This window comes from Synechococcus sp. PCC 7502, from assembly GCF_000317085.1.
Lineage (GTDB): Bacteria > Cyanobacteriota > Cyanobacteriia > Pseudanabaenales > Pseudanabaenaceae > PCC-7502.
In genome coordinates, this window is the sequence record NC_019702.1 from 3,024,063 (window position 1) to 3,037,537 (window position 13,475).

General features: G+C 40.3%; 15 protein-coding genes. 7 read left to right on the plus strand and 8 right to left on the minus strand.

Annotated elements, in window-relative coordinates; all coding sequences use genetic code 11:
• Positions 1 to 40: 40 nt before the first annotated feature.
• Positions 41 to 1,078, plus strand: coding sequence for a Gfo/Idh/MocA family protein (locus SYN7502_RS15090; protein ID WP_015169629.1), 1,038 nt, complete (start codon positions 41 to 43; stop codon positions 1,076 to 1,078).
• Between the two features lie 92 nt (positions 1,079 to 1,170).
• Here SYN7502_RS15090 and SYN7502_RS21060 read toward each other — a convergent pair whose 3' ends face one another.
• Complete coding sequence (locus SYN7502_RS21060) at positions 1,171 to 1,407, minus strand: response regulator (RefSeq protein ID WP_041429539.1); 237 nt, start codon at positions 1,405 to 1,407, stop codon at positions 1,171 to 1,173.
• A 44-nt stretch (positions 1,408 to 1,451) separates the two neighbouring features.
• Complete coding sequence (locus SYN7502_RS21065; RefSeq protein WP_041429541.1) at positions 1,452 to 1,685, minus strand: response regulator; 234 nt, start codon at positions 1,683 to 1,685, stop codon at positions 1,452 to 1,454.
• Positions 1,686 to 1,771: 86 nt separating this feature from the next.
• Here SYN7502_RS21065 and galT point away from each other — a divergent pair, with 86 nt between their 5' ends.
• Positions 1,772 to 2,803: a galactose-1-phosphate uridylyltransferase gene (galT, locus tag SYN7502_RS15105; protein WP_015169630.1), complete on the plus strand. Its 1,032-nt coding sequence runs from the start codon at positions 1,772 to 1,774 to the stop codon at positions 2,801 to 2,803.
• A 253-nt stretch (positions 2,804 to 3,056) separates the two neighbouring features.
• Here galT and SYN7502_RS15110 read toward each other — a convergent pair whose 3' ends face one another.
• The 4 genes from SYN7502_RS15110 to SYN7502_RS15125 form a co-directional block, all read right to left on the minus strand.
• A complete protein-coding gene (locus tag SYN7502_RS15110; protein WP_015169631.1) occupies positions 3,057 to 4,004 on the minus strand; it encodes a branched-chain amino acid ABC transporter permease in 948 nt (315 codons plus the stop codon).
• Positions 4,005 to 4,048: 44 nt separating this feature from the next.
• On the minus strand, positions 4,049 to 4,792 hold the full coding sequence (locus tag SYN7502_RS15115; protein WP_015169632.1) for an SIMPL domain-containing protein: 744 nt from the start codon (positions 4,790 to 4,792) through the stop codon (positions 4,049 to 4,051).
• A gap of 99 nt (positions 4,793 to 4,891) precedes the next feature.
• A complete protein-coding gene (tilS, locus tag SYN7502_RS15120; RefSeq protein WP_015169633.1) occupies positions 4,892 to 5,848 on the minus strand; it encodes a tRNA lysidine(34) synthetase TilS in 957 nt (318 codons plus the stop codon).
• A 61-nt stretch (positions 5,849 to 5,909) separates the two neighbouring features.
• Positions 5,910 to 6,446: an ATP--corrinoid adenosyltransferase gene (locus SYN7502_RS15125; protein ID WP_015169634.1), complete on the minus strand. Its 537-nt coding sequence runs from the start codon at positions 6,444 to 6,446 to the stop codon at positions 5,910 to 5,912.
• Positions 6,447 to 6,716: 270 nt separating this feature from the next.
• On the opposite strand from SYN7502_RS15125, the gene SYN7502_RS15130 reads away from it, so the two are divergent.
• The 4 genes from SYN7502_RS15130 to tsf all read left to right on the plus strand — a co-directional run bounded on the left by SYN7502_RS15130 (position 6,717) and on the right by tsf (position 10,054).
• Positions 6,717 to 7,349, plus strand: coding sequence for a DUF3318 domain-containing protein (locus SYN7502_RS15130; protein ID WP_015169635.1), 633 nt, complete (start codon positions 6,717 to 6,719; stop codon positions 7,347 to 7,349).
• Positions 7,350 to 7,445: 96 nt separating this feature from the next.
• A complete protein-coding gene (locus SYN7502_RS15135; RefSeq protein WP_015169636.1) occupies positions 7,446 to 8,387 on the plus strand; it encodes a DUF1517 domain-containing protein in 942 nt (313 codons plus the stop codon).
• A gap of 179 nt (positions 8,388 to 8,566) precedes the next feature.
• Complete coding sequence (rpsB, locus tag SYN7502_RS15140; RefSeq protein ID WP_015169637.1) at positions 8,567 to 9,352, plus strand: 30S ribosomal protein S2; 786 nt, start codon at positions 8,567 to 8,569, stop codon at positions 9,350 to 9,352.
• 87 nt (positions 9,353 to 9,439) lie between these two features.
• Positions 9,440 to 10,054 (plus strand): translation elongation factor Ts, encoded by a 615-nt coding sequence (tsf, locus tag SYN7502_RS15145; protein ID WP_015169638.1) that lies wholly within the window; start codon positions 9,440 to 9,442, stop codon positions 10,052 to 10,054.
• 105 nt (positions 10,055 to 10,159) lie between these two features.
• Here the strand turns inward: tsf and SYN7502_RS15150 are convergent, their stop codons facing one another.
• Entirely contained in the window at positions 10,160 to 10,486 is a 327-nt protein-coding gene (locus SYN7502_RS15150) for a translation initiation factor (RefSeq protein WP_015169639.1), read from the minus strand.
• Between the two features lie 268 nt (positions 10,487 to 10,754).
• On the opposite strand from SYN7502_RS15150, the gene SYN7502_RS15155 reads away from it, so the two are divergent.
• Positions 10,755 to 12,206, plus strand: a complete 1,452-nt coding sequence (locus SYN7502_RS15155; protein WP_015169640.1) for an ammonium transporter — start codon at positions 10,755 to 10,757, stop codon at positions 12,204 to 12,206.
• 104 nt (positions 12,207 to 12,310) lie between these two features.
• Here the strand turns inward: SYN7502_RS15155 and csaB are convergent, their stop codons facing one another.
• On the minus strand, positions 12,311 to 13,351 hold the full coding sequence (gene csaB, locus SYN7502_RS15160) for a polysaccharide pyruvyl transferase CsaB (RefSeq protein WP_015169641.1): 1,041 nt from the start codon (positions 13,349 to 13,351) through the stop codon (positions 12,311 to 12,313).
• Between the last annotated feature and the right edge of the window lie 124 nt (positions 13,352 to 13,475).

Below are 13,475 nucleotides of genomic sequence, written 5' to 3' on the forward strand. Positions count from 1 at the left end.
TTGCTAAATTCTTATTAACTTAAGTTAGGAAATATCATCAGTGCAAAAAATTGAGAGAAATCAAATAATTAAATGGGGAATTCTAGGCACAGGAAAGATTGCCGAGCAGTTTGCTGAACAATTAGTTAAAATTAAAGCCGCTAAGTTGATAGGAGTAGCATCTAGGCAGTTTGAGAATGCTCAAAAGTTCTGTCAGAAGTTTGAGGGTGTAAAAGCACATAATAGTTATGAATCTCTGTGCCAAGATATAGAGATTGACGTTGTTTACGTCTCTACTCCAACTCATATGCACTCTTATCATTGTCATCTTGTATTAGACGCAAATAAAGCTCTTCTGTGTGAGAAACCCTTTACCTGTAGTTACGACGAAGCTCTAGCTGTTATTCGCAAGGCTCAGCAGAAACAACTTTTTTGTATGGAAGCAATGTGGATGCGTTTTAACCCTTGTATTCAGATGGCTAAACAAGCAATTGATGAAAATAAGATTGGGAATATCCGCACGTTACATGCTGAACTTGGGTATCAAAAAGACCCGAATCTTTTAGATACTCGATTGAAAGGTCGTGGAGCTTCTCTTGCGTTTGGTTGTTATACAGTTTCCTTAGTCATATATTTTTTTGGCAAACCAGATACCGTATCTTCACATATCATTCCCAATTCTCAAGGAGGTGATGAAACTGGGGCATTGCTGCTTAACTATCCAGATAAAGTTGCCAGTGTGTTTTACAGTGAAGGTGCTACTTTATCCAATAAGGTTTCTATCTATGCTCAAGAAGGTAGCCTGCATATTGATGACTCATTTATAAATGCCCCTTCTCTTGATATTGTTAGCCTGAAGGATATTCAATCACGATCTATTACTGAGCGGTTACAAATTAGACTTAATAGAATATTTAATAAAATAAATTCGATTATTAATCACGGTAATTCTGTTAATAAATATAATAATATTGGCTTTCGATCTGAAGCGGAAGAAGTGATTAAATGCTTATATTTAGGATTACTAGAAAGTAAAACTATGCCTTTAAATGAGACGTTGTCTACCCACCATATTTTAGATCGAATCTTAATTTATTAGAGCATTCACTAATTTGAGTTATCGAGGTAAATAATCTTAATTAGTTATGGATTTGTATTCTTAAATGTACCTTTTGGGTCTCAACAGAATTGTTACTGAAAAAATGCTGAAGATGCTAGTTGTTTGAGGCATTGAGTTAATTCTTCTTCGACAAAGGGTTTACTAAAGTATGCTGCTGCGCCTAGGCTTAAAACTAATTCACGATGTTTATCTCCACTAAGAGAAGTAAGTATAGCTACAGGTAAGTTCTGGAGGCAGGGATCATTCTTGATCTGTGTAAGCAATCCATAGCCATCCAGTCGGGGCATTTCTACATCTGATAAAACCACATTTACTGAAATAGTTTAGCGATCGCTTCTTCTCCATCCTTTGCCTAATCTACTTTAAATCCAGCTTTTTTTAGGAGCAATGCTAGGTAACGACGGACATTAATGGAATCATCTACGACTAGGATAGAATTTTCGGAGGTAGGAGAACTAATTTCTTGTTTATTAGTAGGCTTTGAGGGACTAGAATTTTGTCCGAAGATTTGCATATTTAAAATGGGAACAGTTTGCCCGTTAGCAGCGATCGCAACCCTAATTTCAAAGCTTACTGATAAATTCAAAGATTCTGAATCTAATTGCTAAGGCGTAGTAGTTGTTTGTTAACCTTAGGTATATTGGAACTTAATCTTACAGATTGGAGAACTTAATGAGTGGTAGCCATATCAGATTAAATCGAGCTACCCGTGAATGGGTTATCTATTCACCAGTTCGCCGTAAACGTCCCCAAGAATTTCAGAATAATCACTCGGAATTAGTTGAAGCAGTTCATAACGAACACCAGCACCCTGATAATACATCTAGTGATCATTGTCCATTTTGTCAGCCCGATATGGATGAATCAATCTTACTGGAAATTCCTGACTCTACAGGTACTACAGGAAGTAATTGGCTAACTCGCATTGTGCAAAATAAATATCCTGCGCTATCCCCAGATGTTGACCCCAAGCGATCGCACTCAGGAATTTACATGGAACTGCCCGGTTATGGGCATCACGAAATGGTGATCGAAAGTCCAGACCATAATCAAACCCTAGCTACCATGTCTCTAGAAGCAGTGACGGCTGTGATTGAGAGTTATCATCAACGCTACCTAAAACTAATTCAATTTCGCAAAAACCTCTTTATTATGATTTTTCGGAATCATGGCAAAGCAGCAGGGGCTTCTCTCCATCATCCCCATTCCCAGATTATTGCCACCCCTATTGTGCCTCGAAGACAGCGTTGGTTAGAGGATGAGGCTCAGCGTTATTTTGACGAATGGGGAACCTGTGCTTACTGCGATATGTTGGAATTTGAAATGAGCGATCGCCATCGGGTTATTGCTACTAATGATGAGTTTTTAGCATTTATTCCCTATGCGGCTGAAGTCCCCTTTGAAATCCTGATTTTACCCCGATTACATAGTGCTGATTTTGGTAATATCTCTCCATCCCAAACTCTTGCTTTTGCCCAAATTCTGAAAGAGGTGCTATCCCGACTCTATATCAAGCTGAATAATCCTGCCTATAACTATGCGATCGTTACTGCTGCCCGATTTAAGGTCAATGAGCCGCATTTGCATTGGTACTGTCAAATTCGCCCTTACCTAACCACGCCTGCGGGTTTTGAAATGGGGTCTGGGATCAGAATTAATCCCTCCTTACCTGAAGCCGATGCGATTTTTTTGAATGCAATTTGAATACATTTGCAGAAGGATATTTAGAGGTTTGCAAAGCTAAAATAAAGCCTGAAACTTATAATCCAAACGGGATACGATACGATTGCGTATAACATCTTAGGTACTTAGCATGACAAAGTAGCTCTTGGTTACTTCTAGACCTTATTGGAAATAGCGGGGAGTCAAGAGCAAACATATTTCCCTATTGTTACTGTCAAGTTAAGCAACCCTCACATAATCTAGGGAAGGATTAGTCTACATTCTAAGTTCATATTTAAACTTTTTGAACAAATATCTTTCCCAACAACCCTTGAGGACGCACCAACAGCACTATAAATAAAAAACCAAAGGCGATCGCTTCTTTATATCCCGAATATTCTGAAGGTACAAATGCCTCAGCTAAACCAATCACTAAGCCCCCAAGTACAGCACCGGGAACATTACCTAAACCTCCTAAAACAATCACCCCTAATCCTTTTAAGCCCATGGAAATTCCCAAATACGGAGTAATTCCAGCACTAGAGCCAACTAAGGTTCCAGCTACTCCCGCCAGAAACCCACTAAGGAAAAAAGTAAAAATGATAATCCCTTCTGTATTGATCCCTAATAGTTGAGCCGTAGTTGCATCTTCAGCCACAGCTTGTAGTGCTTTACCCAACTTTGTCAACTTAATAACGTAGGTCAGGACAGAAACAATTATGGCTGAAATTACAAAAATAATGATCTGGACAGTGCGAATACTAATGGGGCGATCGCTAGTCCCAAAGTTAACAGCCGCAGGCAAGTTCCCATAAATATAACTAGGAAAGGTATAAATCTCGGAGCCTACTAGATTTTGAATGAGATTGACGATAACTACGGCTATGCCTAAACTCGATACCAAAGTTAGTAATGGATCACTATTTTGGAGTCGCAATGGTCTAAAAGCTAAGAACTCTACTACTACTGCCGCAAATCCTGCCAATAGGCTACCCAAAACCAAGGCGATCGCAAAAGGAAAACTAAAAGGTAAAGCCAAATTTGCCAATAAGCCATTAAACCCAAATTTCCCACCCGCAAGCACATAGGTAAAGTATGCTCCTAGGGTAAAAACTGCACCATGGGCAAAGTTAATCATTCCTAAAACTGAAAATACTAAGGTATAGCCAAGGGCAAAAATTGCATAGACACTGCCAATCGATATGCCATTCAGAAATTGTTGAAAAAATGCTGTAGTATCCATTCTCGGTTTGATTATTAATGATAGAGATTCAGGCAAAGCTTATTCTAATAAGTAATTTGCAAAGTCACCGAGGCATCGACCTTTTGTTCCCCGCCCAAAATAGGTATAGAATTAGCAACCTTAGCCAATGTTTCTGCTTGGATAACGGGAAAAGCGATCGCTGAATTACTGATCGTAATAGTTTTGATAGATTTAGGCGTAAAACCTAGAGTCTTTAAAACAGTATTAGACTGAGTTTGGGCATCTTTGACCGCATCTTGGAGGGCAAGTTGTTTGGCATCATTTAATTCTTGATCTGTGGCAATGAAGCTAAGTTGGTCAATTTGGTTTGCCCCAGAGGCAACTGCGGCATCAAGGGTTACACCTGCTTTTTCGATCGCTACTAAAAAACTGACACTAGTTTGTCCCGTAAATCCATCCTGACGTTGACGATTGTTTTCATAGACATATTTGGGACTAAGTTGAATGCTGGTGGTTTGTAGTTTTTCAACGCCCAGTTGTTGTAATCGGGAAATAATACTATTGGCTTGACGTGCTACTTCTGTTTGAGCGGCGATCGCTGTTTTTGCCTCAATATTTACCCCAATCTGAATGCGGGCTTTAGTGGTTTTAACTGCCCTTTCGCCTCGACCCGAAACCGTTAGAATCCGCTCATTTTTACTGTCTGCATTTACTTGTAACCTATCCTGTGCATAAATTTGTGAATTATCTTGAGCCTTTACGGATGTGGCGATCGGTAAGCTGATCCAAACAGCCAAACTCAGAATAATTGGAGTTAAGTAGCGCATATAATCAAATTCCTAAAAAAATTTTCTTTGTCTTAAAATATCAACTATATCAAGCCTACCTTGGCGCAGTTTCACTTTCAGAAACAAAGGCTAAAACCCTTAATTAACTTGGCGTAAATAAATAAATGGATGCTCTACCTCCGCCTGCCAACCTCCTGCCAAAGGAGAACTATGGGAACGATTTGGGGCAGATAGCAATAGTATTAATCTCTCCACATGACTAAAATCTGGACTGCGCAGTAGAAAGTAGCTTAAAAACTGATGAATGGCACGGCGTTGAATCGCTTTTGCTTGCTGTTGTAATTCAACCCGATTGATTTTAGGTTCCCGCTCTTGCCAAAATTTATGAGCTTGAGCCTCAAGGTACTCAACATCAGCACTTAAAAGTTCTGCCGTTTGGGACAAAGCTTTTTCTACAGCAGGATTAAAATACTGGCATAGGTAGGGAATAAGTTCTTCACGAATCCGATTCCGTTTATAGCAAAGACTATGATTGGTACTGTCTTCCCATATTGCCAGCTTAAGCTCTTGACAGAAATCTGCTGTCTCTTGGCGACTAATATTTAATAAAGGTCTAACCAATTGCATATCAGAACTTAAAGGACGTTGCCATCCCAAAGACTGTAAGCCATCGGTACCACTGCCACGCACGAGATTATATAAAAGTGTTTCCGCCCGATCGCTAGCCGTATGCCCAGTCACCACAACCTGACAATTTGCCTCTCTAGCCATCTCCGCCAACATTTGGTATCTCCACTCTCGGGCTTTTGCTTCGCTTTCAATCTGGATTTTTGCGGTGCGTAAATAAAAAGGTACCCCCCAATCCGTTGCCAATTTCTGCACATGTAGGGCGTTATCCCTCGAATCAAGTCTCCACCGATGATCACAATGGGCGATCGCTAACTGCCATTGCCATTTAATCTGAGCAAAGATTAGGAGTTGGGCTAGACATAAAGAATCCTGCCCCCCAGAAACGGCAATTAAAATATGTGATGACTTGGGTAGAAGTTGGGGTATTACCCGATTTAGTTTAACCCTGAGAATTTTTCTAAGCACATTTTTACCGATCCCTCATACTGACTGAATCTACCAATACACTAATCAACTTAGTGGCAGTTTAGCGGCGGCGTTGGGTTACCTGATCAGCAATACTAATTAAGCTTATGGGCATATTTGCTCCTGTCAAAATAACATCAACTTGACGTGGACGATTAGTTAAGGTCTCTATAATTTCGGACTGGGAAACCAGCGATCGCTCCACAGCTAAATTTAGCTCATCTAAAATAATCAACTCATAGTCTCCAGTAGCAATATGCTCTTTAACATGAGTCCATAAATCTAAAATAGCAGTGCTTTCAAGCTCTGTTAACTGCATATCAGCTTCAATACTCCGACTGAGATTGCCCCGAAACCATGTCAAGTTTTGACCTAATTTACGTGGTGAGTCAACTCCTTGATTTATGCCACCTTTAAAAAATTGGGCAATTAACACCGATCTTCCCTGTCCTCCCAGTCGCAAAGCCTGAGCAAATACATCCACATAAAATGTACGTTCAGGAGCAGTAAAGATTTGCACTAATCCTTGACTAGCAGACATAGATAATTTCTTCGCAGTTGGTTTAAGATCGGGGGTAGTTTGGATTTGGGCAACCATAGGATTACATAAATATAGTGTGTCGCTGGCTATTGAGCTAACATCAAACACTAGATATGCTAATAAGTCAATATGTGTCTATGCTCAGATTTGTAAGAATATTGCCTAGGATTCTTTATTAATTCTTTAAGAAAACCGCCCCAAAATCTTTTATATTATGATTTATCTCTATAAAATATCGTGATAGACTCTCATCACCAATTTCTAAGCTTTAGCGTCAAGCTCTTTAACACTAAGCTAAAATCCGTTTTTAATATTCATTAAAAGTCCATGCCATCTCCTAGCTCGTCTCTCAGAAATACCTTTGCTCGGACTGAGTCCAGAAGACTCCAAGATTTGTTGCCTCCAGAATTACAAGCATGGGTCAAAATCATTCCAGCAGATGGTGTTCGCCCTCCTTTAATTACCTGTGAAGAGGCTGGCGGAGACGAAGTTGTAATCCTGATAGATATGTTGAGATGGGAGCGTATTGCTCAAGATCAAGCAAATTTATTGTTTTGGCATGAGGTCGCCCGCATTCAAAATGACAGTGTGCCTAGAGATGGCTGGGAAATTGCTGCCCTTGCCGTAGGCTTAGGCGGTGCTGTAGGTGAACTATGGGTGCAAAATGGCGTTCTATTCATGGCAGCTTTGGCAATTTGTGGGGTGGCGGGTTTTCAACTTTGGCGCAAAGGAACAAGCAAAAAAGACTTAAAAACCTTAGTAGAGGCAGATCAAGGCGCAATTAAATTAGCAGTACGCAATGGTTACTCTCTACCCAATGCCTATAAAAGTCTAGGCAGTGCACTCAAAATATTACTCAGTGACTCTAAAAAAGGTAGAAGTAGAAAACAAATAGAAACAAGACTAGAGTCTCTAAAAAACGAAGCTGCTCGCGCAAGACGGAATTATGAAACTAGATGATTGGTAGTAGGGGAATCACCCCACAGTATTAACCCTATGTATTCTGTCTAGAGATTAAAATAGTTAAAAATTACTAATCTGATCGATTTGATAGATATGAATAAGTTTAAAAAAACAATTAAAAAGTATGCTCCGTGGTTGCGATCGCTAATCGTATTCATTTTAGTTGCCATGATCGTGTTTACCCATCCTACAGAAGCACAAGCAAAAAGAGCAGGCGGTAGAATTGGTGGGACTTCGTTCAGAGCAGCCCCCAGACGCTCCGTACCTAGCCCTGTAACCAGAAGCTACCCAACTAATTCCTATGGTTTTGGCGGTGGTGGTTTATTTTTTCTCCCCTTCTTTATCGGTGGCGGTGGGGGTAGTTTAATTGGTCTTTTGGCTCTAGCAGCGATCGCAGGTCTAGTAATTCAAACTGTTCGCAACTCTGGGATTGAAAATTTACTTGGTAATAAAGGTACTGCTAATAACATCACCGTATCCAAAATTCAAATTGGACTTTTAGCCTCGGCACGCCAGTTACAAAAAGACTTAAACCGACTAGCAATGGAGGCTGACACCAATACATCCGATGGATTAGCACTATTACTGCGTGAAACAACCGTCTCTTTACTACGTCACCCCGAATATTGGGTCTATGCAAATAGCAGCAGCGAAAATAGCAATCTAGAGCTAGCCGAACAGAAGTTTAATGCTTTGGCGATGGCAGAGCGGAGTAAGTTAAGTGCTGAGGTCGTCTCTAATTTTAATAATCGTCGCTTGCAGGCAGTTAATAAAGTTAGCGATCCAGTTAGTGATTTAATTTTAGAAGCTCCTAGTGAATATATAGTCATAACTCTAATTACGGCAACCGCAGGAAGTTCCAAACTCCCCCCAGTTAGATCAGCAGAAGAATTAAATCTTGCTCTTTCCACTATTGGATCAACCTCGGAACAGCAACTTTTAGCCGTAGAAATCCTGTGGGAGCCTCAGTCAGATAGTTATACCCTAACTAATGATGAAGTTTTGACTGTTTACCCTAGTCTAACTAGAATTTGAAAATGAATTTGAGATCAAAATAATTCACTTTGAAGTGTTTTATGAGTGATATACTTATAAAGCTGTAAAAAATTCACACACTTGAGGTTCGGGTGTTTTGGGTAACTAAGTTAGTTAGCTAATCTAGTACTAGAAATGCTCTCAGGTGTAAGGATAAACCCGAACATAAGGAGTTAATAATGTCAGTAGTATCACTTGCTCAATTACTTGAGTCTGGTGTCCATTTTGGTCATCAAACTCGTCGATGGAACCCCAAGATGGAACCCTATATTTTTACCGAGCGTAATGGGGTTCATATTATCGATTTAGTCCAGACCGCTCAGTATATGGAAGAAGCTTATGCTTATATGCGTAATGCTTCAGAACAGGGGCGCAAGGTTTTATTTGTTGGTACTAAACGCCAAGCTGCAGGCATAGTAGCCCAAGAGGCTTTGCGCTGTGGAAGTCATTTTGTTAACCAACGCTGGTTAGGTGGAATGCTCACCAACTGGACTACTATCAAAACTCGTATTGATCGCCTTAAAGACCTTGAACGACGGGATGAAAGTGGAGCCTTAGATCGCCTTCCTAAAAAAGAAGCATCTATGCTACGGCGGGAAATGGAAAAACTCCAGAAATATCTGGGTGGGCTAAAGGCAATGAGAAAGATCCCCGATGTGGTGGTGATTGTTGATCAAAAGCGAGAATATAACGCTGTTCAAGAATGTCAAAAGCTCGGAATTCCCATTGTTTCAATCCTTGATACTAATTGTGATCCTGATACTGTTGATGTTCCTATTCCAGGGAATGATGATGCGATTCGCTCCGTTAAACTGATCATTAGTAAGTTGGCAGATGCGATCTATGAAGGTCGTCATGGGCAGGTGGATGAGTATGATGCTGTTGCTGCTGATAGTGACTATGATCCCGATGCTTACGTTGATGATATTGCCGATGAAGTGACTGAAGAAGACGTTAGTGTCTAGTGACAAAATGTCGAAAAATGATATGTTTGTTGGCAGTTTTTGGTAGTCAGCAACATATCAAATTGATAAATTTTTACGGATAAAACCATGGCAGAAATAACTACCCAACAAGTTCAAGAACTCCGTGCTAAGACGGGGGCAGGCATTAAAGATTGTAAGAAAGCACTACAAGAGTCTGATGGCGATCAAGTTAAGGCGGGTGAATACCTTCGTCAAAAAGGTTTGGCATCTGCTGTTAAAAAAGCAAGTCGTGCTGCTACTGAAGGCGTGATCGATAGCTATATCCACATTGGTAATCGCGTGGGTGTTTTAGTTGAAGTTAACTGTGAAACTGATTTTGTGGCGCGGCGGGAAGAACTGAAGGAATTGGCGCAAAATATTGCTAAGCAAATCGCTGCTTGTGGCAATGTTGAGTATGTCAGTACGGCGGATATTCCAGCAGATATTGTTGCTAAAGAAACAGAGATCGAATCGGGTAAAGATGATTTGGGTAAAAAGCCCGCAGCAATTAAAGAAAAAATTGTCCAAGGACGGGTGGAAAAACGGCTTAAGGAACTAAGCTTACTTGACCAGCCTTATATTAAAGATCAATCTATTACCGTTGATGAGCTAGTTAAGCAGACAGCATCTAAGCTTAATGAAAATGTAAAGGTTAGTCGATTTGTGCGTTTTGTTTTGGGTGGCGATAATCAATCTGAGTAGAGTTTTTAATTTTGAACCAAGGCTAATTCAATTACTCATTTAATTACAGATGGGGATAGGAGAGGTCTTGGTTTTTTGGTAACTTATTTTTGATCTTAATTCGGATTAACCACCACTAATTTTAGCCTTGTAGCCAAGTTTGGTTAAAATTTGCAGGATTTTTGGGGCATGATCGCCTTGGATTTCAATCTCTCCATCTTTGATTGTTCCCCCTGCACCACATTGATTTTTCAGTTGCTTTAAAAGTAACTCTAGGGTGGTGTTATCTGCTTCTAAGCCTGTAATTACAGTTACGGTTTTGCCTTTACGCCCTTTTCGGGATGCTTGGATTCTAGGACTTTGTGCTTCGGGCGATCGCAGGATATTATCAGGCTCTGGGATATTTTGAGCATTACCAAACTCTTGATAGACTAAACGATGTTGTGAAGACATAGATAATTTTAGGATTTGTATGTCATTAATTAATCACTACTTTTTTAAGGTGGTGTTTTTAACGTGACTATAAAGTGGTGCTTTATTATTGTCCACTTAAATTATGTAGTTAATAATATGCGGAATAAAGTCCACTGATGACTGAATTTGTGACAAGTTTTAAGTAAAAACTAAAAATGAAGTTTTCGGTAATTTTGACTACAAAAAATAAACAGTACATAGATACAGACTATTCAATCCATAGATTAACAAAAGGGTAAAGATAATTATGCGTGGGAAGTTATGGCGACGTTTATTGGTTTTAGCGATCGCTTCTATGCTTTTGGCTATATTTGGTTCATCTGTAGTTTCTGCACCAGTAATTGCAGCCGATCCCCCCACTATGAATTCGCTGGCAAGTGGTGAACAGAATTTGCAAATTTCTATAGATACAGTGTGGGTCTTGGTTACAGGATTTTTAGTGTTTTTTATGCAGTGTGGATTTGCACTTTTAGAAGCGGGATTAGTTAGGCAAATTTCGGTAGTAAATACCCTACTAGAAAACTTTATTGATGCTGGAGTTACAGCTCTTGGATGGTGGGCTAGTGGATTTGCAATCGCCTTTGGTACAAGTGCATGGGGTTTATTTGGAACAGATAACTTCTTTTTAAGCGGTGCTACAAGTATTAGTAATGGCAATATTGTCTATACTCTGGGTGCAGCAGGTTCCAGCGCAGGCATTAGTACCTTTGCTTTATTTTTCTTCCAATTTGCCTTCGCAGCTACTGCTAGTACGATTACCACTGGAGCAATGGGAGAACGTACGGATTTTATTGGAGATTTGATCTACACTACGATTATGGGAGCGTTAAGTTATCCAATCATTGTGCATTGGGCATGGAATAGTGGGGGCTGGTTAAATAAGCTTGGCTACATGGATTTTGCTGGTAGTTCAGTTGTTCATACAGTCGGTGGTTGGACAGCCATAGTTGGTGCTTTTTTACTGGGACCAAGACCAAATCGAACTTGGGGAGAAATTCCAGCTCCACATAACCTCTCTTTAGCAACCCTTGGCACCTTAATTCTGTGGTTTGGTTGGTACGGGTTTAATCCAGGTTCAACTTTGGGGGTAGGCAATTACGGCTTAGTAGGATTAATCACAGTAAATACCACTCTTGCTGGCGGAGCTGGCTCAATTTCAGCTTTATTGTATGTATTCTTCCGCACAGGTAAGTGGAACTTATTTTGCTCTCTCAATGGCTCTTTAGCAGGATTAGTTGCGATCACCGCAGGCTGTGCTTTTGTGGCACCTTGGGCATCTGTACTAATTGGCTTGGTGGCAGGAGTTTTAGTGATTGTGGCTGTAGATTTTATTGAGTCTTTGGAAATAGATGATCCTGTTGGAGCCTTTGCTGTGCACGGTACTTGCGGCATGATGGGAACGCTCGCCATAGGTTTTCTGGGAGTACCAGAGTTAACAGTTAATCAAAAAGCAGGATTATTTTTAGGTGGCGGGTTTGATTTGTTGATGGTGCAGGGACTTGGAGTTTTAGCAATTGTGACTTTTACAGCCACTTTTGCATTTGTCATGTTTTCCATCCTAAATCTATTTGGAAGACTTCGAGTTCATCCTGCTGCGGACAAAGTAGGAATTGACGTTTATGAGCATGGTGCTTCTGCTTGGCCCGATGTTTATCCAATCGATCATCTGATCGGAGAAGTTTATGAAGATGACGAATAGAGGCTGCTAGAACTTTTGGTGATTTTGGTAGTTCCATGAATACTTTAGAGTATTACTTTGGGTTAATTCATAAGTGGGACTACCAAATTTTTTTAGGAAAGTCTTTATAAGCTTAGTAATAGCTCTTGATGAATTAAGGCTCGATCTACTAACGAGCTAATTTGATCGTTAGATAGGGGATCACCGTTAGCAAACTGCTCAAGCCATTGGTTAGAAATTTCTTGGGGATCAGTGGGTAGATTTTCAAGTTCCCAGCCAGATATATTTAAGTCTGACATCAACCGTGAGACTTTAGGATCATAGCTAATTGCTGAACATTTACATCCCTCAGATGCTGCCATAATTAGTCCGTGATAACGCATAGCGATTGCCATCTCTACTCCTTTGAATATACCTTTGAGCAAACGGGGATTGGTTTCGGTAATTACGGCACTGAGGTTTGCATTTTCACCTAAACTCCAATGAATTCGCTTGGCAATGTCTCGATCATGACTGGGTTGAAATGGGATTAATAGTATGTAAGCACCCGTGGATTTTTGCAGATTTTTAATAGCTGTAATTAAGCAGGTAATTCGATTAGTAGTGAGTTGAGGATGCGATCGCAGCATAATGGCAATACGGGGAGCGTGTTTTGTCCATAGTCCTAGTAATGATTCGGATTTTAATGCCCACACTGGATCAGGAGCGATTACAGATTTAATTTGCCAATTTGCCAATAACTGAGCAGAGCCGCTATCTCTAACACTGACGCGATCGCATTTCGCAAAGGCTTTCTTAGTAATCCAACGGGTCAAGTTCCGATTAAGTGGACCAATCCCCTGCGCCCAAGCTACAGTTTTTAAGCCCATGCCTTGAGCTAAACCCATTAAGCCCCCGTAGTAAATTGGATTGCGGAAACTCGTAGCATCCTGCATGAGGCTACCACCACCCCAAATGAAAATATCTGATTGTTTTAGGGTTTTAATAATGGAGATTACAGAGCGGCGATCGCTAGCTTGAACTTGATGCAGATTTTCAGTTGCCTTGGGATTAGCAGACAAGACTACAGGCTGAATTTGAGCAGGTAACATTTGCAGTAATGCCGACAAAAGTGCTTCATCACCGCCATTACCCATGCCATAGTAGCCGCATAAAACTGCTCGCATCCGTTAATATCCTTACTAAAAATCCATAAACTTCCAGACTAAAGTACCACAGGAACTAATGTGAAAACATCATTAAGTTTATTTTTTATTTGGGATCGCTAAAAGCATTGTCTGAACTAAGTTT